Raw genomic sequence first — 21659 nt, forward strand, 5'->3', positions numbered from 1 at the left:
CCCACGTTCGGTTCTTCTCGTTTGTGAGGGTAACAGTGTGAATAACGATGTCGGTAGTAACAGATCAGTACTTGGTAGTTTGAGGTACTTTCTCTTATCCGACAGATCCAAGTTTAAGCATAAGTTCTAAATCACTTCTGTCCAAAAGCAACTCAGCCGTGTTCTTTCTATCATCAACAATAGAACGCTACACTTTGATGGTGTTGTATGGCGCAATAGGAGCTAAAGCGAATTAATCACCCGATTAGGTTTACCGCAGCCGCTTTGTGCTCCGGTGCCAAATGCGCGTATCTCAAAGTCATGTTCAAATCAGCATGCCCCAACAATTCGCGAACAGTATTCAGATCAACGCCAGCCATCACCAACTTACTGGCAAAGTGATGACGTAAGTCGTGAAACTTGAAGTCTGTTATATAAGCAGCTTCCAGCACCAAGCCCCAAGGCTTCTTCACATCCGTCAGGGGTTGGCCTGTTTTCCCCTCATATATATAGAGGGAATCGGAATTTTGCTGTCGCCAACTTTCCAATATTGAAAACGCCTCATTATTAAGAGGTACGATTCGTCCTTCTTTTGATTTAGCATTACTGGCGCGGACCGTTAAGTATCGACCTGAAAAAGAAATATCCCCCCAAGCAAGGTTCAACAGCTCACCTCTACGTAATCCGGTATTCATAGCAATCAATACCAATGGCTCAAGGTAATCAGAAAAGGCTATCTCATCCAAACTCGGTGAAGGTTCTTTATGTCGTTTAATTTTGTGTTCATTTGCTGATTGTCTAGCAAGGCGAATTTTCTGATCGCGGTCTTTAAGTGCATGCCGTAATCTCTTCTCTTCCATCTCGGTTAAATATCGCACCCGAGTATTATCACTCTTGATTGCTTTAACCTTACTGAGTTCATGACTGTCAATGAGCCCCCACTCTACTGCACGAGATAATGCCCCCTTCAGAGTATTGACGGTGTAATTGATCGTTGCAGGTGCTTTACCCAATCTACGTTGTTCACTGCGCCACTTTTCCAAATCCCACGCTGTTATTTGGTCAAGGTCTCTTTTTAACAGGAGGTCGAATCGAGAACGAAGGTGGTTAACGATTCGGTTAGCTGTTTTAGGATTGCGGGTATGTAAGAAAGGGAGGTAACGTTCTTTGAGGAAGACTGACAAATTGAGGTGTTTACGACGAAGGGTATCTTCTCTTGTTTGTTTCTTCACGGCATGAACATCATTACCTTTTGCTACCTCACCCATTTTCTCTTTGGCAAGGTCTCGAGCCTGTGCTGGCGTTAGATCACTGGCGGGACCAATCTTGTAGTTGACCTGTTTTCCATCAAGACGGTAGTAAAGGTAATAGACGATACGACCCGCACTGGAGATTCGAGCATGAAAACCGAGAATCTCAGTATCATTGAGTCGTTTGTCTTCAACTGTGAGCTGTTTGATGGTTGAGGCCGATATCTTCTTCTTCAATGCCATTTCATTCGCTTCCCTGCATTAGGCCACTCTCTATATGTAGCATATATGTAGCAAATGAATTGTATTTCAGTAGATCTCAGTGAACAACGAAAAACCAACTCGTAACTATAAGTCATTGATAACAAATGGAGTTATGTCACATTACTGTTCACTGGCGTTCATTGGAATTCACTAAAAAATCGACTCATAATCGCTTGGTCGTCTGTTCAAGTCAGACAGGGGCCACCAGATATAGAAAGGCCGAAGCGGTTAATAACCACTTCGGCCTTTTGCATTTCTAAAAGCTGTACTACAAATTTTTCAGGCTTCCATTCCCGACGACTATTCCCCCAGCAGAGAGTGCTTTATCCTCCGGCCGCAACGCTGGCAACCCGTTTTACAGATGCACAGACTTGCCGAAGTATCGTTATATACACCTATAACGCGGGGCTGAATCATCCTGCTTGTAACTCGCATCACTCCTAATCGGACTTGATTCATTTAACACGCCGCTGCCCCAAAACGTATTTCAGGACTTCCTGTTAGCCATTACAGTGGTTAATGAGGTCCCTAGCACTACAAGCTCTCTATCCAGAGCCACTACCATTCACCGAATAGGACACAAATATGTGCACTCGATATCTACGTTTGACAATGTTTGACAATCAAACTAAATTGACAATCAAACTAAATTGACAATCAAATAATTTGACAATCAAACTAATGGTGGGACTTTGAACTTATCACTAAAACATCATCATGATTTTTCAGGCCATAACCATCATGGTGAAAAGAGAACGTTCTACGTACTGATACTAACGGTCATGACAATGATCGTTGAGATTGTTGCAGGGACAGTATTTGGTTCAATGGCGCTGTTGGCTGACGGCTGGCATATGGGAACTCATGCTGCTGCATTCTGCATAACATTATTCGCATACCGTTATGCTAAAAAACACGCGGAAAATGATAGATTTTCGTTTGGTACCGGCAAGGTGAGTGTGCTTGGTGGCTACACGAGTGCGATTGCATTAGGGATTGTGGCGTTATTAATGTTTGCGGAGTCTGTACATCGATTATTTAACCCACAAAACATCCAGTTTAATGAGGCTATAACTGTCGCATGTGTCGGTCTGGCAGTAAACGTTGCAAGTATGTTCTTGCTTGGAGATCATCATCATGATCATGACCACTCTCATTCACATGATAATGGGCATAGCCACCACCATGATCATAACCTCAGAGCCGCATACCTACATGTTCTCGCAGATACACTCACTTCACTGCTCGCAATAGTCGCACTACTTTTTGGCAAGTTTTATGGATGGAACTGGCTTGATGCCTTTATGGGTATGGTGGGAGCCGTCGTAATTACGAAATGGACACTTAACTTGCTCAACCAAACGAGCCCAATCTTACTTGATGAGAATATTGACGAGGCATATCGTATTGCCATCAAAGATGAACTTGCTCCTTTTGCGACGGTAACTGACTTACACATTTGGAAAATTAGTGGGCACCATTACTCTGCAGCAATAACACTGGACTCAACAACCAGTTTGACGGCTGGTGAATACAAGCAAAAGCTTGCCAAGTTTGATAAGATTAATCATCTTACTCTGGAAGTACATACCTCATCACCATGCGAAACATAGAGCTTTTAAATCAACTTCTTACTGAGTTTTACGATAAAATGTCGTCTTGGGAGCAATCTGTTGTGAGAGAAACGGGTTACTCCCTTGCTCAAGTTCATACGATAGAAGTGTTAGGTGTTCATGGTGCTTTGAGGATGAAAGAACTAGCAGAGAAACTAGGGATCACGACTGGAACCTTAACGGTTCAAATCGAAAAACTCGTTACCGCAAACTTAATCGAGCGTTGTGCCCATCCTAGTGACCGCAGAGCTATCGTTGTCAGACTGACAGAAGAAGGTCAGATAATTCACCGCCATCATAATCAATTACACTTGGATTTAGTTAAGGATCTCACTAGACATATCGATCCTGAACATGAGGAGCTTTTTGCTTCATGCCTTAATAAAATGAACCAAGAATTTTAACAAGGTGTGATAAAAAAGACGCAACGCTGTTCATCGCGGTTGCGCCTCATTAAAGCGTGGATTATAGGATTGGGGTGATATCTTGCTTGGTATATTCGTCAGCTTTTACATCAACTGGCGTATAGTGTTGATAAATCATACACCTCTTGACAAAACTCCACGCTAAGGGGCGAATGTTAAACGCTAACACCCTGCCCAATTGTCCTGACCACTCACCCACCCTAGAAAAGATTGGCGACTGAAAATTCACTGAATCATGACTGAGTATTGTCTAGAGGTAACCTGCGTATATGAGATGTGGATGGCACTAAACCGATAGATTCAAACCAAATGCAAAGCCCTTTACTTTCTATCTTTGACTTCGGTCACAACCTGACAGCCATTCAATTTCCGCATGCGATTTTTTGCTTGGCTTGGTCACATTTATTGATAACAAGCATATATTTAACAATTGAACTATAGGATACTTTCGTCATTAGTTTAACGCATTGCTTTTCCATATAGGACATAAAATGAACGTGTACCTCAAATGGCAATCAACTTCGGCGCTAACATTGTTAGCCTGGTATAACGTAGATCACAAACTATCCTTTCATTTATCTTCAGAGTAAAGTCTAGAGGCGAATTTAGCGCAGCCTCAAAAAATCAATATATTTTAACAACTAACTTTTAATGTTATTAGGTTAATTTAATTGTGTGGTGTCAATTCGCACCTGCATATTTAACCCATAATAATGAACGTTAATTTTTAACTTGTTTTTCATATTGGAAAATAACATGAATATGTATCTGAGATGGCAATCATCATCTTTGTCATTGCTGACACCATGGTATATTGAAGATAATAAAATATCTTACTATTTCCCATAAAAATCATTCTGATCGCGTTTACGCCTGATTTATTGTAGGCGACATTAGCAACCCTGATATTTCGTTATTTATTTGGCGCGATTTTATTCACCATAAAAATCAGCACATCCGATAACGTTGAAGGAATGTTATTCATTTAATTTTTATTTTTTATAAAACCAAATATTAACTTCTGGTGAACAACACACCACATAAGAGTAAAGGCATTATTATGGAAAACTTTAAACACTTACCTGAACCATTCCGTATCCGTGTTATTGAACCGGTAAAACGTACTACTCGTGAATATCGCGATGAAGCTATTTTAAAAGCAGGTATGAACCCATTCCTACTAGATAGTGAAGACGTATTTATCGATCTACTGACTGACAGTGGAACAGGTGCAATTACTCAAGAAATGCAAGCCGCGATGTTCCGCGGTGATGAAGCATACAGCGGTAGCCGCAGCTACTATGCACTTGCAAACGCGGTAAAAGATATCTTTGGTTATGAACTAACCATTCCGACCCACCAAGGTCGTGGTGCCGAGCAAATCTACATTCCTGTTCTTATTAAGAAACGTGAAATGGAGAAGGGACTAGACCGTAGCAAGATGGTCGCACTGTCTAACTACTTCTTTGATACAACACAAGGTCACACTCAGGTGAACTGTTGTGTGGCGAAAAATGTATATACAGAAGAAGCGTTTGATACCTCGGTCAATGCCGACTTCAAAGGTAACTTTGACCTTGTCAAGCTAGAAGAAGCGATCCTTGCCGCAGATCCTGTAAACGTACCTTACATTGTAAGTACTATTACCTGTAACTCTGCAGGTGGTCAGCCTGTTTCTATCGCCAACCTAAAAGCCGTGTATGAGATCGCGAAGAAGTATGATATTCCAGTGATTATGGACTCTGCTCGTTATGCTGAGAATGCCTACTTTATTCAGCAGCGTGAGCCTGGTTACAAAGATTGGACTATCGAAGAGATCACTCGCGAGTCCTACAAGTATGCAGACGGCCTGGCGATGTCGGCAAAGAAAGATGCCATGGTACAGATGGGTGGGCTGCTCTGCTTCAAAGATGAGTCGATGATGGATGCGTACACCGAGTGTCGTACTTTGTGTGTGATTCAGGAAGGTTTCCCAACCTACGGTGGCCTGGAAGGCGGAGCGATGGAGCGTCTTGCCGTTGGCCTTTATGACGGTATGCGTCAGGAGTGGCTGGCATATCGCATCGGTCAAGTGCAATACCTTGTAGATGGCCTGGAAGCTATCGGTGTCGTCTGCCAGCAAGCGGGTGGTCACGCAGCATTCGTAGACGCAGGCAAGCTGCTTCCACACATTCCTTCCGAGCAGTTCCCAGCCCATGCACTGGCTTGCGAACTCTATAAAGTTGCGGGTATCCGCGCAGTTGAAATCGGCTCTTTATTACTAGGTCGCGATCCAGCGACGGGCAAACAACATCCTTGTCCTGCGGAGCTACTTCGTCTGACTATCCCGCGTGCGACTTATACTCAAACGCACATGGATTTCGTTATCGAAGCGTTCCAAAAAGTGAAGGAAAACGCCGCAAATGTGAAAGGTCTTGATTTCACCTATGAGCCTGCGGTGCTTCGTCACTTTACTGCTCGACTCGAAGAAGTTGAGCCCGCGCAAAAGGTGACAAAAACGAAAACCAAAACTCTAGAAGAAGCTTAATTACAATAAAAGAGCGCAACCCCTTGGGGTTGCGCTCTTTTCCTAAACACATAATAAAAAATACGGTTTAGGTTCATCAATCCAATGACGTGAAATTACAAGAGTGACTGAATTATGGAAAAGAGTCCGACGTTAGTAATAAGTGATAGCATTAAGGAAAAGAATCCGTCGTTAATCGGTGGGGCATGCATTATAGCCAGTGTCTGCGTCGGTGCAGGTATGCTAGGGCTCCCAAGTGCGGGAGCCGGTGCATGGACTACTTGGTCTGTTTTCGCGATTACATTAACAATGGTCGTAATGACCGTTTCGGGTTGGATGCTGCTAGAAGCTTTTAAGCATTATGACTTAAAGGTCTCTTTCAACACGGTAACCAAAGACATGCTTGGTGATAAGGTCAACATGTTCAATAACCTGACGGTGTATTTTGTAGGGGGTATTTTACTGTACGCCTATATCACATCTTCAGGCCTTATCCTTCAAGATGTTCTGGGCCTCGATAGTAAAATCACCTCTATCTTGTTTGTATTGGTGTTTTCAGCCTTTGTGTGGCACTCAACTCGAGCAGTAGACCGAATTTCCGTTGTTCTAATCGCATTTATGGTCTTAAGCTTTGTCTTTGGTGTGTCAGGACTGGCGATCAAGGTCGATATGTCCATCTTGTTTGACACTATCAATGAAAAAACAAGCTACGCCCCCTACGCTATGGCGATGCTGCCTGTCGCGTTGACCTCGTTTGGTTATCACCATTCAGTGGCTTCAATGCGTGCGTATTACGGCGAAGAGCGAAAAGCAAAATACGCGATTTTGGGCGGCACAGTCATCGCATTAAGTCTGTATTTCCTGTGGCTGTTCAGCATTTATGGAAATCTGCCTAGAAGCCAGTTTGGATCGGTGATTGAGCAAGGCGGTAACGTAGATGCACTGCTAGCCGCGTTAGGCTCAGTCATTGAGTCTGAAAAAGTGGCGAATGCGATCAATACCTTCTCAATGGCAGCTATTCTCTCTTCTTTCATTGGTGTGGGTCTTGGGGTGTTTGACTATTTGGCCGATCTGTTCAAGTTCGAAGACACCAAGCAAGGTCGTGCAAAAACGTGGTTGGTGACGTTCTTGCCACCACTGATCCTGTCATTGCTCTTCCCGTTTGGTTTTGTGATTGTAATTGGCTATGCCGGCGCTGCAGCAACGGTTTGGACCTGTATTATTCCGGCTCTACTGGTGAGAAAATCACGCTTGTTAGAGAACGGTAATGAAGGCTTTAAAGCGCCAGGTGGCAAGCTAATGATTGCTTTCGTCATTGGCTTTGGTGTCTTAACCGCCGCCTTCCACTTCTTGTCGATGCTAGGCATACTCCCGGCATTTACAGGCTAAAAAAATCTAAATCCGTATCATCATAATTGGCTGGTTATCTCCCCCTCTCATTAAGAAAACAGGGATAGCCAGCTTATTAAATAAATAGGAATATAACATGGTTGCAATTAATACCCCCGATGCGCCTGAAGCTATTGGTCCATACGTGCAAGGTGTCAATTTAGGTAGTCTGGTCATAACCTCAGGCCAGCTACCTATAAACCCAGAAACTAAGGCAATGCCGGATGATGTTGCTGAGCAGGCAACTCAATCTTTAAGAAATGCATTAGCGATTGTAAAAGAAGCGGGACTGGACGCCAAAAATATCGTTAAAACGACGGTCTTTGTCAAAGATCTGAATGACTTTGCCCGTGTTAATGGGGCTTATGAAGCCTTCTTCAAAAAGCATGACGCGCCTTTCCCAGCTCGCTCTTGTGTTGAAGTGGCTCGCTTACCTCTGGATGCAAAAGTTGAAATTGAAGTTATCGCCTCACGATAGTTTTATGGCTTTAAAAAGCGCGTTTTCATCCTAATGGATGGCCCTGTCATACACCAATGACAGGGCTGAATATTTTAAACTTAATTATCCACTCTCATTTCAAGTTCATTTAAAATAAAAACAATAAAATCACCAAATGCAACTTTAGACTATCCCTATGACTCTGAATTCGCCATTTGGATGCCTCCTTGAATAATTTATAGAAAGGAAAATATTATGCATGGCATTCTGTCCATTCAATCACATGTTACTTACGGGCACGCAGGAAACAGCTCTGCTATTTTCCCGATGCAAAGAATGGGGTTCGAAGTCTGGCCAATACACACTGTCCAGTTTTCTAATCATACCCAATATAAACAAGGTTGGACTGGACGTGCTTTCTCTGCCTCAGATATTGATGAACTGGTTCAGGGGCTTGATAACATTGATGCGCTAGCGCGTTGTAAAGCGATTCTCACGGGCTATCAAGGCAGTGCCGAACAATGTGAGGCTATCATCAGAACGGTAGAAAGAGTAAAAGCCAAAAACCCTTCATCCTTATACATCTGCGATCCTGTCATGGGGGCGCCGGATAAAGGTTGCATCGTGGCTCCCGGCATTACGGAATACTTAGTGGATCATTTAATGCCAATGGCAGATGTCATCGTGCCGAATCAATTCGAACTCAGTCAATTTGCACAAATGGAAATCAACACGCTTTCTGATGCAGTGAAAGCTTGCAACATTGCATTAGCTAAAGGTCCAAGAGTTGTTCTGGTTAAGCATTTATACTGTGTTTCAGACGATAAGTTCAGCATGCTGTTAGCTACCCCTGAAGGCTGTTTTCTGGCACAGCGTCCTCATTTACCTTTTGCTCAGCAACCTGTCGGCGTGGGTGACCTGATATCTTCAGTATTCACCGCGGGTCTATTAAAGGGCTACTCAACAATCGAGGCATTTCAACATTGTCATGATGCTTGCTATGGCGTGCTCAAACACACTCATCGACAGAACGAGTGGGAATTACAAACCATTCTGGCTCAAAATGAACTCGTCAAGCCCAGCGAGACATTTCCGGTGGACATGATCGACCTGAACTTGAAGATGGCGTAACGGTAAAAAACGGTTTACTGGGGTATTGCCTTTAGTCAGATTTAGTTGGCCGGCACAACCCGAGCCTGACTGCCATCAATATTGACCTGAACTTTCTGGCCGATCTGAAAGATCATGTTCGGATTCGCCTCCTGAACGATGGCAATCACTTCTCCGTTATCCATTTTAATTGTCAAGTTAACACCATTACGGCGAGTAGCCGCATCCGCGGCTTTACTACCGGCGACGCCACCCAGCACTCCGCCACCGATAGCGGCTATATCTGAACCTGAGCCGCCACCAATTTTAGAGCCTAAAATCCCACCAACGGCGGCACCGGCAACGGTACCGACAAGCCTTCCTCCACTTTCACCTTCAATGGTAACCGGTTCGGCTTTCATAATGGTGCCATAACGTACCCTTTGGATCTTCCGTGTATCCTGGACGCCATAAGAGTCGCCATAAGGGTTGCTCGAACACCCCGCAAACACAAAAACAGAAAGCAGCAACATGAGAGAGAAAGAGGGGATCTTCATGGTGAACTCCTGAAAGAAAGGATTTAAAACAAGTATAGCAACTCTGTATCTCTGCCATGGCTTCAGCAACGACTTCATTGCTCTGCTTCTGCGACCAAATTTATGATTTAACACACAACTTAGCCGGTATAGCGCAGACTTCCCATACCAGGTATTAAGATATGTACTATCTATAATGTAGTGCCGATTTTTTATACTGATTGCAAAAAGTGCTTATAAGGAACGTGGCCTAAAGGCAGTAACGTTACGGATGGAATAGCAACCGGTTTTGCAACGCTGGTATTAATCAAGTCGCACCTGAACGAACACCATTGCATTTTGCTACCACCACCGGTTCGATTACCAGAGGAGGCCACGTATGTCTGTGGCGCTAATTCGCAACATCGCATTTGCTGGGCAATCCGGCTCAGGAAAAACCAGCCTGGTTGAACGTCTGCTGTTTGAGTCCGGCGCCATCAAGACGCTTGGTGAGCTCCCGCGGGGTACTACCGTGACAGACTTTGACCGTCAATCCATCGATTACCAGCACTCGGTAGAAGCCACTCCCGTTAACTTCTGCTGGCAAAAAAATCAGTTTAACCTGATCGATACCCCGGGAGCCGGGGATCTGATAGGCCGTGCGATGAGCATTTACCCGGCGATTGAAACCATCGCGCTGGTGGTCGATGCCACCGCCGGGCCGGCATCACTTTCCGACCAGCTGTTTCAAATGGCCCATGACCACAAGAAGTGCCGTCTGATCATCATTAACAAGATAGACGCAGACGGGATCAACTTACATGCTCTTTTGGCTCAGCTGAAAGAACGTTATGGTCCGCAATGCCTGCCCATAAACCTGCCCGATCCCGGCGGGCATGAGGTGGTAGACTGTTATTTTAAACCGGACCCCGACGAGCCGACGCTGTTCAGCACCGTCGAGGAGGCGCACGACGCTTTAATCGATCAGGTGATTGAAGTCGACGAAGAACTGATGGAGGTTTACCTGGAGCAGGGACAAGATCTTAGCCCGCAGCAGCTGCACGCTCCCTTTGAGGCTGTACTGCGCGATGGCCAGCTGATCCCGGTCTGTTTTGTTTCGGCCCAAAGTGGTGCCGGGATCCGGCAACTGTTGCGGATAATGAGCGAGCTCATACCATCACCTCTCGAAAGCAACCCCCCACTCTTTTATAGTGGCGACAAACCGATAACCGTAAGCCTGAGCGAAGAAGATCATGTTGTTGGCCATGTGTTTAAGGTCAGTATCGATCCATACATGGGCCGGATGGCCTTTGTCCGAATTTTTCAGGGTGTACTGACGCCCGACAGCCAACTCTACATTGACGATGGAAAAACGTCTTTCAAAGTCGGGCACCTGTACCAGGTACAGGGTAAACTGCGACGTGAAATTCAGCGCGCCGCTTCCGGTGATATTTGCGCCATCGCCAAAATTGACGAGCTGCAATTTGATAGCGTTGTACACAACTCCCACGACGAAGACGGCTTGCATTTGGCCAGCCTTAACCTGCCTGCACCTATGTATAGCCTGGTCGTGCATCCGGCACGGCGCGGTGATGAACAAAAACTTTCCGATGTATTGAAAAAACTCACGTCTGAAGACCCGAGCCTGCAGGTAACACACCGGGTACGGGTTAACGAAACCCTGCTGACCGGTATTGGCGAGTTTCATCTCAAGATTGCGCTGGAGAAAATGCAACAGCAGTACAAGCTGAACGTACAAACCAGTGCACCGAGTATCGACTATCGCGAAACGATTACCCGCCCAGCCGAAGCACACCACAGGCACAAGAAACAAACGGGAGGGGCCGGGCAGTTTGGCGAAGTCTATCTCAAGGTTAATCCCTTGAGTCGCGGTGAAGGCTTTAAATTTGTCAACAAAGTGGTGGGCGGGGCAATTCCCGGGCAGTTTATTCCGGCGGTGGAAAAAGGGGTGCGTCAGGTACTCGAAGAAGGCGCGATTGCAGGCTATCCGTTGCAGGATCTGGAGGTGATCGTCTATGACGGCAAGCACCATAGCGTGGACTCCAAAGAGATTGCCTTTGTATCCGCTGGCCGTAAGGCATTTTTAGAAGCGGTAAAACAGGCAGATCCAATTATCCTGGAGCCCATCGTGGATATAAAAATCCTTACCCCTTCAGACTGTATCGGCGATATTTCCGGGGATTTATCCAGCAGACGCGGCATGATCAACGACTCACAACCGGAAAGTCAGGATCGTACCTTGATCCAGGCCAAGGCTCCGCTTACGCAGCTGCAGGACTACTCGCAGCGCATTAAATCGCTAACCCGAGGAGAGGGCAGTTTTAGTTTGTCGCTCAGCCATTTTGAACCGGTTCCCACCCCATTACAGCAGCAGCTCACCGAAGCGTACAGGGAAAGCGATAGTGCCTGAGATAGATGGCCAGCGGCCCGGGACGCTTCCTGGCTCAGCCTTGTCCCACCGTTGCTAGCCCGCGGGCAGTCAATGCCCGCAGGCGAGCCTTTGCGCAAAAAATGTAACAGTCAATTCTAATAGTGTGATAACGGCCCTGCCCACCACAATCATACAAATCGAAACTTTATTTAAATAAAAGAGCAATAAATCGCTTATGTATTGATAAATGACAAAACTTTATTCGAGATTCCGTAGATAATCACCGTCATCCTTTCAAACATGAAGGCCAAAAGCATGACCGCTATCACAGGGTGATAATAGATAAGAACTCTGTTATAATACTGCGCTTGTTTATCGCACAGATTTATGGCTACAGATTTATGGTTGCGTGATCGTTGATATCACCCCTTTTTCATCGTTGCCTGACATGAAGAATCCGCGGTAACTTAGGAAAGAGCCACTAGAACCAGCCTTATAAAAGCAACTAGCTGCTTTCATAAGGCAAGATTTTTGTAAAAAATTTGTATTATCACCACACCCTGCAGGCGGTAAGTTGAAGATTTATGATCTACTTCTCACTTTGCGGTCATTATTCAACATTAATGGTCCGTAACTTTCAGGTATAACACTGTGGTTAAATTTCCCTTGGGTAAAAGTTTGTCCGGAGACAATCCTCAATGAAAAAGACCAAAATCGTATGTACGATTGGACCTAAAACAGAATCTAAAGAAATGCTTACCAAACTAGCTAACGCTGGTATGAACGTAATGCGTCTAAACTTCTCTCACGGTAACTTCGAAGAGCACGGTCAGCGTATCGACAATCTTCGTGAAGTAATGACCGAAACAGGTATGCCTCTGGCGATTCTGCTTGATACTAAAGGCCCTGAAATTCGTACTATCAAACTAGAGAACGGTAATGATTTTGCTCTAGTTGCTGGTCAAGAATTCACATTCACTACTGATATTTCTATCGTTGGTAATCAAGACCGTGTTGCGGTTACTTACCCTGGTTTTGCTAAAGATCTTGTTAAAGGTAACATCATCCTTGTTGATGACGGTCTTATCGAGATGGAAGTACTGGCAACCACAGAAACTGAAGTTAAGTGTAAAGTCCTTAACAACGGTGACCTGGGTGAAAACAAAGGTGTTAACCTACCTGGCGTTTCAGTAAAACTGCCTGCACTTTCAGAGAAAGATAAAGCAGACCTTAAGTTTGGTTGTGAGCAAGGCGTTGATTTCGTTGCTGCTTCTTTCATCCGCAAAGAAGAAGACGTTAAAGAGATCCGTGAACTGCTAAACGCTAACGGTGGCGAGAAGATCCAGATCATCTCTAAAATCGAAAACCAGGAAGGCGTAGACAACTTCGACTCAATCCTTGCAGCTTCTGACGGTATCATGGTTGCTCGTGGTGACCTGGGTGTTGAAATCCCGGTTGAAGAAGTTATTTTCGCTCAGAAAATGATGATCGAGAAGTGTAACCGCGCTCGTAAAGTCGTTATCACTGCAACTCAGATGCTTGATTCTATGATCAAGAACCCACGCCCAACGCGCGCAGAAGCGGGTGACGTGGCGAACGCAATCATGGATGGTACTGATGCAGTAATGCTTTCAGGTGAATCGGCTAAAGGTAAGTACCCTATCGAAGCGGTAACTATCATGGCAAAAATCTGTGAACGTACCGATTCAGCACTAAAAGCAGAGCTTGGCTCACGTCTGGACAGCCCACGTCTGCGTATCACAGAAGCGGTATGTAAAGGCGCTGTTGACACCTCTGAGAAGCTAAATGCTCCTCTAATCGTTGTGGCAACAGAAGCAGGCAAATCTGCACGCTCTGTACGTAAGTACTTCCCAACAGCTAACATTCTGGCTCTAACAACTAACACTAAGACTGCGGCTCAGCTGGCGCTGACTAAAGGTGTTACACCTGTTGTTGTTGATACAATTGACAACACTGATGCATTCTTCAACCGTGGTAAAGAGCTTGCTCTTGAAACGGGTCTGGGTGCGAAAGGCGACATCGTTGTTATGGTATCGGGTGCACTAGTTGATTCTGGCACCACAAACACAGCATCAGTACACGTACTATAATTCGTAGACTGAATAAAAAACGGGAGCAAATGCTCCCGTTTTTTATATTATCTTATTAATCTCCCTCCCCCTCCAGACTGGTATGTATTCACAGTTCCAGCCTTTCTGTATCGCGCCCTGATATTATTAATCGTATACTCACCAGACAGCAGATTCTTTCAAGGAATACAGTCGCATAATAATCATGCTTCGGTTGCTAAGAAAGCTACGATCGTATCCCCAGCCATCATAACTTGACGAGGCTCTCGGGAGAAAACAATAAAAACCTGTGAGGAATTCAGTGTCTAGTCCTACTTTGACCAACACAGTCATGGAATTGATTCGACAAGACATCTTGCTTGGTGAACTTGCACCAGAGCAAAAGCTTGTTGTTGCCGACTTAAAAGCCCGTTATAACGTAGGTGCGTCTCCGATCCGGGAAGCTCTTGTTCAGCTATCATGGAAAAAATACGTAAAATTCGCCCCCCAAAAAGGGTGTTGGGTTGCTCCTGTTTCAGTCGATGAGCTCGAAGATCTCTTTGAAACCAACCTGGTGCTATCAAGGGTCCTGCTGGAACGCGCTATTCTCAATGGCGACGAAGCATGGGAGCTGAATATTTTGACCAGCTACCACAAACTCCACCGTATTAACCCAGCCGATAAGACCATTGATTTTTCTGAGTGGGAAAAACGCCACAGTGAATTCCACCTGGCACTGCTTGAAGGCTGCCAGTCTCCTGTCATGCTGACCCTCTACCGTGAAGTGTATGAACAGATCGAACGTTATCGCCATATCTGGATTAACCACAGCCGCGAATATGAAGAGCGCTATCATGATAACGGCGAGCACGAAGCGATGATGAAGGCGGTACTGGAACGTAATACACCGCAAGCGCTAGAATTGCTTAACAACCACTTCCAACGTGCAATTGCATTCATTAAGACCTATATACCTAAAGCCCCTCAAGATGTGTGACTCGGTTTTTACTTTTAATTCATTCTCTTACCGTGGCTTGAGTATGTATCATTGATTTGAAGCTCGATCAAAGATCGAGCTTTTCTGCGATTACGAACCGTTGTCTTTGTTTGCACGAAACAAGGCCAGATGTCAGCCAGAGCGTCAGAATGGTCACCCTACCAGCCAAAGATTTCTTTATGATGGGTATTGAGCAACAATACAGCGAGCAAAAAATAAATCGCGCTAATTTTAAACCCAAGCATCAACAACAACAGGATCAAAAAACGCACTATAAACTTATTGATCATTGTTAATCCTCCTCTTCTTCTCCTAGCAAGAGTCCTTTCACTTTGATCTCAGTGCATCCAATGCGCTCAAGCGCCGCCAGCCTCACCCACTCCAACCAAAATCAAGATGGTCATACCCTTATTTAGCTGCCGGTTAGTTTACTCCTTCTCTCCCATGGTGGCTTTTATTAGACTTTAGTCTAATAGTCATCACCTGATGATAGTTTATACCAACCGAATTCCGTTTCTGCACGCAGCAAAAAGCCCAACTCAGGCTAAGCCTGAATTGGGCTTATATACCAAATGCCTTACGCTTTTAGTGCACGTTCGCCACGGGCCATACCAACAACACCACTTCGGGCAACCTCAACAATATCGGTCGCTTCCCCCACCGCGGCAATAAAAGCATCCAGTTTGTCACTGGTTCCCGCGAGCTGAATGGTATAGATCTGGCTGGTCACATCCACGATTAATCCACGGAAGATGTCCGCAGTGCGTTTAACTTCAGCCCGAGCAAAACCGCTGGCTTTTACCTTTACCAGCATCAGTTCACGCTCAACATGCTCAGCTTCGGTAACATTGCTGACCTTTAAAATATCGATCAGCTTATGCAGTTGCTTCTCGATTTGCTCATACGCCGCATCATCTTCTACATTGGTGGTGATATTCAGACGTGACAAGGTCGGATCATCGGTTGGTGCCACCGTCAGTGATTCAATGTTATAGCCTCGTTGAGAAAACAGGCCAACGACACGGGACAATGCACCGGGTTCATTCTCAAGCAATACTGATATAATCCTGCGCATTATGTTCTCTCCGTTTTACTTAACCACATTTCACTCATTGAGCCACCACGAATCAACATCGGGTAGACATGCTCGGTTTCATCAATACTAATATCAACAAAAACCAGCTTATCCTTCAGTGCCAGCGCTTTTTCCAGCTCACTATCAAGCTTGGCCGGATCTGAAATGCGCACCCCGACATGACCATAAGCTTCAGCAATCGCCGCAAAGTCAGGCACCGAATCCATATAAGAATGAGAGTGGCGGCCTTGATAAATCATGTCTTGCCATTGTTTAACCATGCCTAAGAAGCGATTATTCAAATTAATGATTTTAACCGGTATATCGTATTGTAATGCTGTCGACAGCTCCTGAATATTCATCTGGATACTACCATCGCCGGTGACACATACCACTTCAGCATCAGGCAGGGCAAACTTCACCCCCATCGCCGCCGGCAAGCCGAAGCCCATGGTGCCCAGACCGCCAGAGTTGATCCATCGACGAGGTTTATCAAACGGATAATACAACGCGGCAAACATCTGATGCTGACCAACATCCGAGGCAACATAGGCCTCACCATTCGTCAGTCTGTAGAGCGATTCAATCACCTGCTGTGGCTTTATACGTTCATTACTTAACTCATAACTCAGACACTTACGTGCACGCCATGATTCTATCTCTGCCCACCAGCTATCAATGGCTTGCTGGTCATTGCCGCCATCCTGCTCTGCCAGCAATTTAATCATTTGGTTCAATACGGTATCGGCCGAACCGACAATGGGAATATCAACGGCAATCGTTTTCGAAATGGACGACGGGTCAATATCAATATGCATGATGGTAGCATTCGGACAATATTTCTCGACGTTGTTGGTCGTACGATCATCAAAACGAACACCGATACCGAAAATAAGATCGGCGTTATGCATCGCCATATTGGCTTCATACGTTCCGTGCATGCCCAACATGCCTAAACAATTTTTATGGGTTCCCGGAAAGGCCCCAAGCCCCATTAAGGTATTAACTACCGGTATGTTCAGTGACTCCGCCAGCGTCAGCAGCTGTTCGCCACAGTCCGACATAATGGCGCCGCCCCCCACATACAGAACCGGCTTTTTTGCGGCCTGCAAGGCTTTTAATCCCCGTTTGATTTGGCCTTTATGCCCCTGCGTTGTTGGGTTATATGAACGCATGGCGATCGATTCAGGGTATTGGTAAGGATAAGTTTCAGCCGGGTTCAGCATGTCTTTCGGAATATCGATAACCACAGGGCCAGGACGGCCGCTTGCAGCGATATAAAAGGCTTTTTTGATGATTTCAGGGATGTCTTCCGGCTTTTTCACCAGAAAGCTGTGCTTTACAACAGGGCGAGAAATCCCCACCATGTCGCACTCCTGGAAGGCATCATTACCAATCAGGTTGCTCATTACCTGACCAGAAAAGACAACCAGTGGAATGGAGTCCATATAAGCAGTAGCAATACCCGTAATGGCATTCGTCGCGCCCGGGCCTGATGTTACCAGTACCACACCGACATCACCGGTTGCACGGGCATAACCATCGGCCATGTGCACTGCCGCTTGCTCATGGCGAACGAGTACGTGTTCAATATCACTTTTCTCATGCAGTGCATCGTAGATATCAAGTACTGAACCGCCGGGGTATCCGAAGATATGTTTTACGCCTTGATCGATCATTGAACGAACGATCATATCGGCGCCGGACAACATTTCCATATTTCTTGCCTCCAGGTTGATTACACCAACCCATAGCGCTAATTCTTCCTTAAAATAAAGCTCAACAGAAAACGGGGGAATGCCTGTAAGCGGGAACCATACAGACAACAAACCGAGTTAGATAGTGCAGCTAAACTTTATCATTGTGCGTTATCAGGCGCGTCTGGGGCCGTTTGTGAGTATCCTATACCACACAAAATACCACCGCCCGATAAACAATTAGCTATAAGGGCTGATATAACATAGTTAGGGCTTATTTTTAGCCTAAATTGAAATTAGTGTTACTTTTTCATGCTATGCGAGCTACTACCGGTCATAACAAGCAGCAGTTACCTGCAACAACTTTAACGCTTTTTTAGCAATCAAGTCTATTGCTGAAAAGCATGTTTGACCTATTCATCTGGATGCAAAAGAAATTAACCCTATTCGTCCGGAGCTTACCCTGTGTGCCAGTAGGTATTCACTGCAACTGGCCAAAAATTCAGATAGAAACTCTTAACGTAAACGGAAAGATAAAGAGAGAATGGTGAACAAGTCTCCGAAAACAACAAAGGGGCCATGTGGCCCCTTTACGCAGAATTATTGATTATTTACCGTACCGACGATTTTTTATGGCTCTCTTCGTACATCCGCTCAATTTCCTGGTGGTAACGATCATGAATGACCTTACGACGCAGTTTCTGGGTCGGCGTCAGCTCGCCTTTATCCATCGAGAATGATTTAGACAGCAAGGTGAATTTCTTCACCTGCTCAAAGCGCGCCAGATCTTTTTGCAACTCTATCACACGCTTCTCAATCAACTCCACAATCTGGTTATGTTTCACTAGTTCAAGGCGATCGTGATATTTAATGTTCAGCTCGCGGGCATGCGCTTCCAGAGTGTCGAAGCAAGGTACAATCAGTGCAGAGACAAATTTACGGGTATCAGCAATCACGGCAATCTGCTCGATAAAGTGATCTTTACCGATCGTTCCTTCGATGACCTGGGGTGCAATATATTTACCGCCAGAGGTCTTCATCAGCTCTTTTATACGATCGGTGATAAACAGGTTGCCCTGCTCATCGAAACGTCCCGCATCACCGGTTTTTAAGAAGCCATCTTCGGTAAAGTTCTTCGCGGTTTCTTCCGGCATTTTATAGTAGCCGCGCATCACCATCGGGCCACGGACCAGGATTTCATCGTTCTCGCCGATCTTCACTTCAGCACCCGGCATTGACATACCGATAGAATCAGGATTAAAACACTGATCATCCCAGCATGATACGGTCGCCGTGGTTTCGGTCATACCATAGCCAAGCTTAACGTTAATGCCTATTGCGTGAAAGAAACGGCCAATCCCAGCGTCTAACTTTGCCCCGCCACAAGGCATGAATTTGATCTGTCCGCCCAGCAGATCACGCAGCTTAGCCAGGACCAGTTTATCAGCCAGTTTATAGCTTTTTTTCAGCATCACTGACGGCTGGCGTTTTTCCTGCTGGCAGGCCGCCATACGCGCCCCCATATTCACCGCCCAGGTAAAGATCACCTTACGGTGAAAAGGTGCACGCGCGACTTTATCATGAACCGCAGAGTAGATTTTCTCGTACACCCGAGGAACCGCAGCCATGACATTCGGCTTTATTTCGACCAGAGCTTCACGCACCTTGTTGGTGTCGGCCAGATAGCAGTTGACCGCACCACGGTGCAAGACAAAAAACGTCCATGCCCGTTCAAAAACATGAGAAAGCGGCAAGAAACACAGTGATGTATCACCTTCGTCCAGAGCCAGATTCTGATCATGGCCTTCAAGCTGAGACGCAATATTGGCGTAATCCAGCATCACGCCTTTAGGTGTTCCTGTTGTGCCGGAGGTATAGATCAGAGTCAGCAGATCATCCATCGCTTTAGAGTCCAAACGATGTTCAAGTTCAGCTTCTAAGTCGGGGGTAGCACAAGCTATAAAGTCATTGAAATGACAGACTAATGGGTGATCAGATAAGATCACATCATCAGCCAGCGCAACAATGCGCTCCAGTTGAGGGCATTGCTCGATCATGTCAACAGCCGCATCGTGTTGCGCCTGCTCACCGACAAACAGGATACGCACATCGGCATTGTTGATAATATAAGCCGACTGCTGCGGAGTATTGGTTGGGTAGATAGGTACGGTGACACAGCGATTATACAAAGCCGCGACATCAGCAATGGTCCAGCGGGGCATATTATTGGAAAAAATACCGACTTTATCCTGAACGTTCAGCCCTTGCGCCAACATGGCTAATGCCAGTTGTTGGATCTGCTCGCCAAACTCAGCCCATGAAATATCCTGCCACTGGCCTTCAACCTGATGACGTAAAGCAACCTGATCGCCTAAACGGGCGATCTGGGTACGAATTCGATTTACTATGTGATAGTCGTGTTCGGCCATAACTACTCTGCTATTCTAGCTTACACTTGTAAGCCCACTTGAGCTGAGAAGTCTACCTTTGATGTAAATAAAGGCAACTATAAAGGGCCACTATTTATCTTTTTTGCTATTTCGTTCTCAGTACCAGCCCTTATCCCTACAGGCTTTATACGAGTGATTAATAGAATGACTACAAGTATAAGAAAGTACGGCCATTCTGTTACACCCATTCCTTCAACAAGCCGGGCTACCCTGTACGACAAAAATTGCAATGATGCTAATTACATCGATTATCTGACCATTCAGAAAATTAAGGGATTTGGAGTCAATCGACTAAACCAGAAATTGAAACATGAGCATAAATAAAAAGCCGGCTGGCGCCGGCTTTTAAGAAAATCAGAAAGAGGAATTGCCACATATGGTGAGCAGCTGATCACGCATCCAGATATGGCCTTTATCTTTTTGCGAAGATTCATGCCAGCTCAGATAACCACTAATGGAGGCCGACTCAAACGGTAAAGGCAACACTTTTAACTGCAGGTTTTCGGCAACAGATTCCGCTAGCCAGCGAGGGGCGACAGCAATCAGTTCAGATTGGCCAACCATATACATGATATTACTCAGACTAGCGCCCTGGTAAACCTCCTGATATGAGGTGTGCTGATTATAGATATGATCGGCAAACATCTTCACGCCCGGCTGAGACTTGAGTACCGCATGCGTTTCTGAGGCAAACATCACTTCAGAAATCGAGTCTCCGCTGATCCTCGGATGGTTACCTGCCGCAATGACGACCAGCTCATCGCTGAATAATTCGCTACTGCAAAAACCCGGATCATCAAAGCGAACGTAGTCGATCACAAAATCAATCTCCTGATAACGCATTTTTTTCGTTAGCTCTGCATCAAATTCCGCTTCAAACTGCATTCGTAAATTCGGCGCCTGCTTTGTCACATTACGCAGGATCCGAGGAGCAAAACGCATATCCGACGGGCTGCAAATCGCCAGCTTAAAAGTACGAGTTGAGCTTTCAGGCGAGAAGATTGACGAAGGCAGTTCATTCTTCACCAGCTGCAGTGCCTGGCGGATTGGACCAAACAGCTGCTTAGCACGCTGCGTTGGCTGGATACCTCGACCATGACGAATAAAGAGTTCATCATTAAACATCACCTTTAAACGAGCAACCGCGTTACTTACCGCAGGCTGAGACATACCCAGGCTGTGCGCTGCTCGGGTGATGTTCTGCTCTTGCATAACGGCGTCAAATACTGTCAATAAATTAAGATCAACACTTCTTAAATTTGACTCTGTCTTGTAACTATCAGCAGGGTGAATAAACGAATTGCTACGTGTCATATGTTGCCTCTAAATGAAGTTATCCGGGCGCATCCGTTATGCCATCGCTGAATTAAAGAACCGAAATTTTGTTCTCAATTAAGTTTACCCAATACCGGGATGCACTAGTATCATTCAAATAGATTGATGTAACCAATAGCTGAAAATCGGCAAGTGTAAGCAAATATAAACCACACGCAAGAAATCCAAAATAAAT

Annotated in this window: 16 protein-coding genes and 1 pseudogene; 11 read left to right on the forward strand and 6 right to left on the reverse strand. The window is 45.5% G+C overall.

The genetic code is table 11. The features are described 5' to 3' along the window. Positions 1–236: 236 nt before the first annotated feature. The gene (locus tag R3289_RS14045; protein WP_318926317.1) at positions 237–1472 is read right to left on the reverse strand and encodes a site-specific integrase; all 1236 of its coding nucleotides are present in this window, start codon (positions 1470–1472) and stop codon (positions 237–239) included. Positions 1473–2185: 713 nt separating this feature from the next. Here R3289_RS14045 and dmeF point away from each other — a divergent pair. The 8 genes and pseudogenes from dmeF (at position 2186) to pdxY (ending at position 8996) form a co-directional block, all read left to right on the forward strand. Continuing rightward, positions 2186–3131: pseudogene (dmeF, locus tag R3289_RS14050) on the forward strand (CDF family Co(II)/Ni(II) efflux transporter DmeF). Next, positions 3094–3510: a MarR family transcriptional regulator gene (locus R3289_RS14055; protein WP_318926319.1), complete on the forward strand. Its 417-nt coding sequence runs from the start codon at positions 3094–3096 to the stop codon at positions 3508–3510. Before dmeF ends, R3289_RS14055 begins: the two are co-directional and overlap by 38 nt. Positions 3511–4022: 512 nt before the next feature. Beyond that, complete coding sequence (gene tnaC / locus R3289_RS20555; RefSeq protein ID WP_413466705.1) at positions 4023–4121, forward strand: tryptophanase leader peptide; 99 nt, start codon at positions 4023–4025, stop codon at positions 4119–4121. Between the two features lie 172 nt (positions 4122–4293). Beyond that, positions 4294–4380, forward strand: a complete 87-nt coding sequence (tnaC, locus tag R3289_RS20560) for a tryptophanase leader peptide (protein ID WP_413466707.1) — start codon at positions 4294–4296, stop codon at positions 4378–4380. A gap of 211 nt (positions 4381–4591) precedes the next feature. Beyond that, positions 4592–6058, forward strand: coding sequence for a tryptophanase (gene tnaA / locus R3289_RS14060; RefSeq protein WP_318926320.1), 1467 nt, complete (start codon positions 4592–4594; stop codon positions 6056–6058). 114 nt (positions 6059–6172) lie between these two features. Next, positions 6173–7426, forward strand: coding sequence for an aromatic amino acid transporter (locus tag R3289_RS14065; RefSeq protein ID WP_318926321.1), 1254 nt, complete (start codon positions 6173–6175; stop codon positions 7424–7426). 97 nt (positions 7427–7523) lie between these two features. Further along, positions 7524–7904: a Rid family detoxifying hydrolase gene (locus R3289_RS14070; RefSeq protein WP_318926322.1), complete on the forward strand. Its 381-nt coding sequence runs from the start codon at positions 7524–7526 to the stop codon at positions 7902–7904. Positions 7905–8120: 216 nt separating this feature from the next. After that, positions 8121–8996 carry a pyridoxal kinase PdxY gene (gene pdxY, locus R3289_RS14075; RefSeq protein ID WP_318926323.1) on the forward strand — a complete coding sequence of 292 codons (876 nt, stop codon included), beginning with the start codon at positions 8121–8123 and terminating at the stop codon, positions 8994–8996. A 41-nt stretch (positions 8997–9037) separates the two neighbouring features. Here pdxY and R3289_RS14080 read toward each other — a convergent pair whose 3' ends face one another. After that, entirely contained in the window at positions 9038–9511 is a 474-nt protein-coding gene (locus tag R3289_RS14080) for a glycine zipper 2TM domain-containing protein (protein WP_318926324.1), read from the reverse strand. A gap of 358 nt (positions 9512–9869) precedes the next feature. On the opposite strand from R3289_RS14080, the gene fusA reads away from it, so the two are divergent. From fusA to R3289_RS14095, 3 genes are all read left to right on the forward strand, one after another. After that, positions 9870–11900 (forward strand): elongation factor G, encoded by a 2031-nt coding sequence (fusA, locus tag R3289_RS14085; protein WP_318926325.1) that lies wholly within the window; start codon positions 9870–9872, stop codon positions 11898–11900. Positions 11901–12559: 659 nt separating this feature from the next. Then, entirely contained in the window at positions 12560–13972 is a 1413-nt protein-coding gene (gene pykF / locus R3289_RS14090; RefSeq protein WP_318926326.1) for a pyruvate kinase PykF, read from the forward strand. 310 nt (positions 13973–14282) lie between these two features. Further along, positions 14283–14927, forward strand: a complete 645-nt coding sequence (locus R3289_RS14095) for an FCD domain-containing protein (RefSeq protein ID WP_318926379.1) — start codon at positions 14283–14285, stop codon at positions 14925–14927. A gap of 577 nt (positions 14928–15504) precedes the next feature. Here R3289_RS14095 and ilvN read toward each other — a convergent pair. The 4 genes from ilvN to leuO form a co-directional block, all read right to left on the reverse strand. Then, the gene (gene ilvN, locus R3289_RS14100) at positions 15505–16002 is read right to left on the reverse strand and encodes an acetolactate synthase small subunit (RefSeq protein ID WP_107285451.1); all 498 of its coding nucleotides are present in this window, start codon (positions 16000–16002) and stop codon (positions 15505–15507) included. Beyond that, positions 16002–17720: an acetolactate synthase 3 large subunit gene (locus R3289_RS14105; RefSeq protein WP_318926327.1), complete on the reverse strand. Its 1719-nt coding sequence runs from the start codon at positions 17718–17720 to the stop codon at positions 16002–16004. Before R3289_RS14105 ends, ilvN begins: the two co-directional genes overlap by 1 nt. A gap of 590 nt (positions 17721–18310) precedes the next feature. Continuing rightward, positions 18311–20128, reverse strand: coding sequence for a long-chain fatty acid--CoA ligase (locus R3289_RS14110; RefSeq protein WP_318926328.1), 1818 nt, complete (start codon positions 20126–20128; stop codon positions 18311–18313). A 375-nt stretch (positions 20129–20503) separates the two neighbouring features. Beyond that, positions 20504–21463: a transcriptional regulator LeuO gene (gene leuO, locus R3289_RS14115; protein ID WP_318926329.1), complete on the reverse strand. Its 960-nt coding sequence runs from the start codon at positions 21461–21463 to the stop codon at positions 20504–20506. Positions 21464–21659 lie beyond the last annotated feature (196 nt).

The organism is Photobacterium sp., assembly GCF_033720175.1.
Classification (GTDB): domain Bacteria; phylum Pseudomonadota; class Gammaproteobacteria; order Enterobacterales; family Vibrionaceae; genus Photobacterium.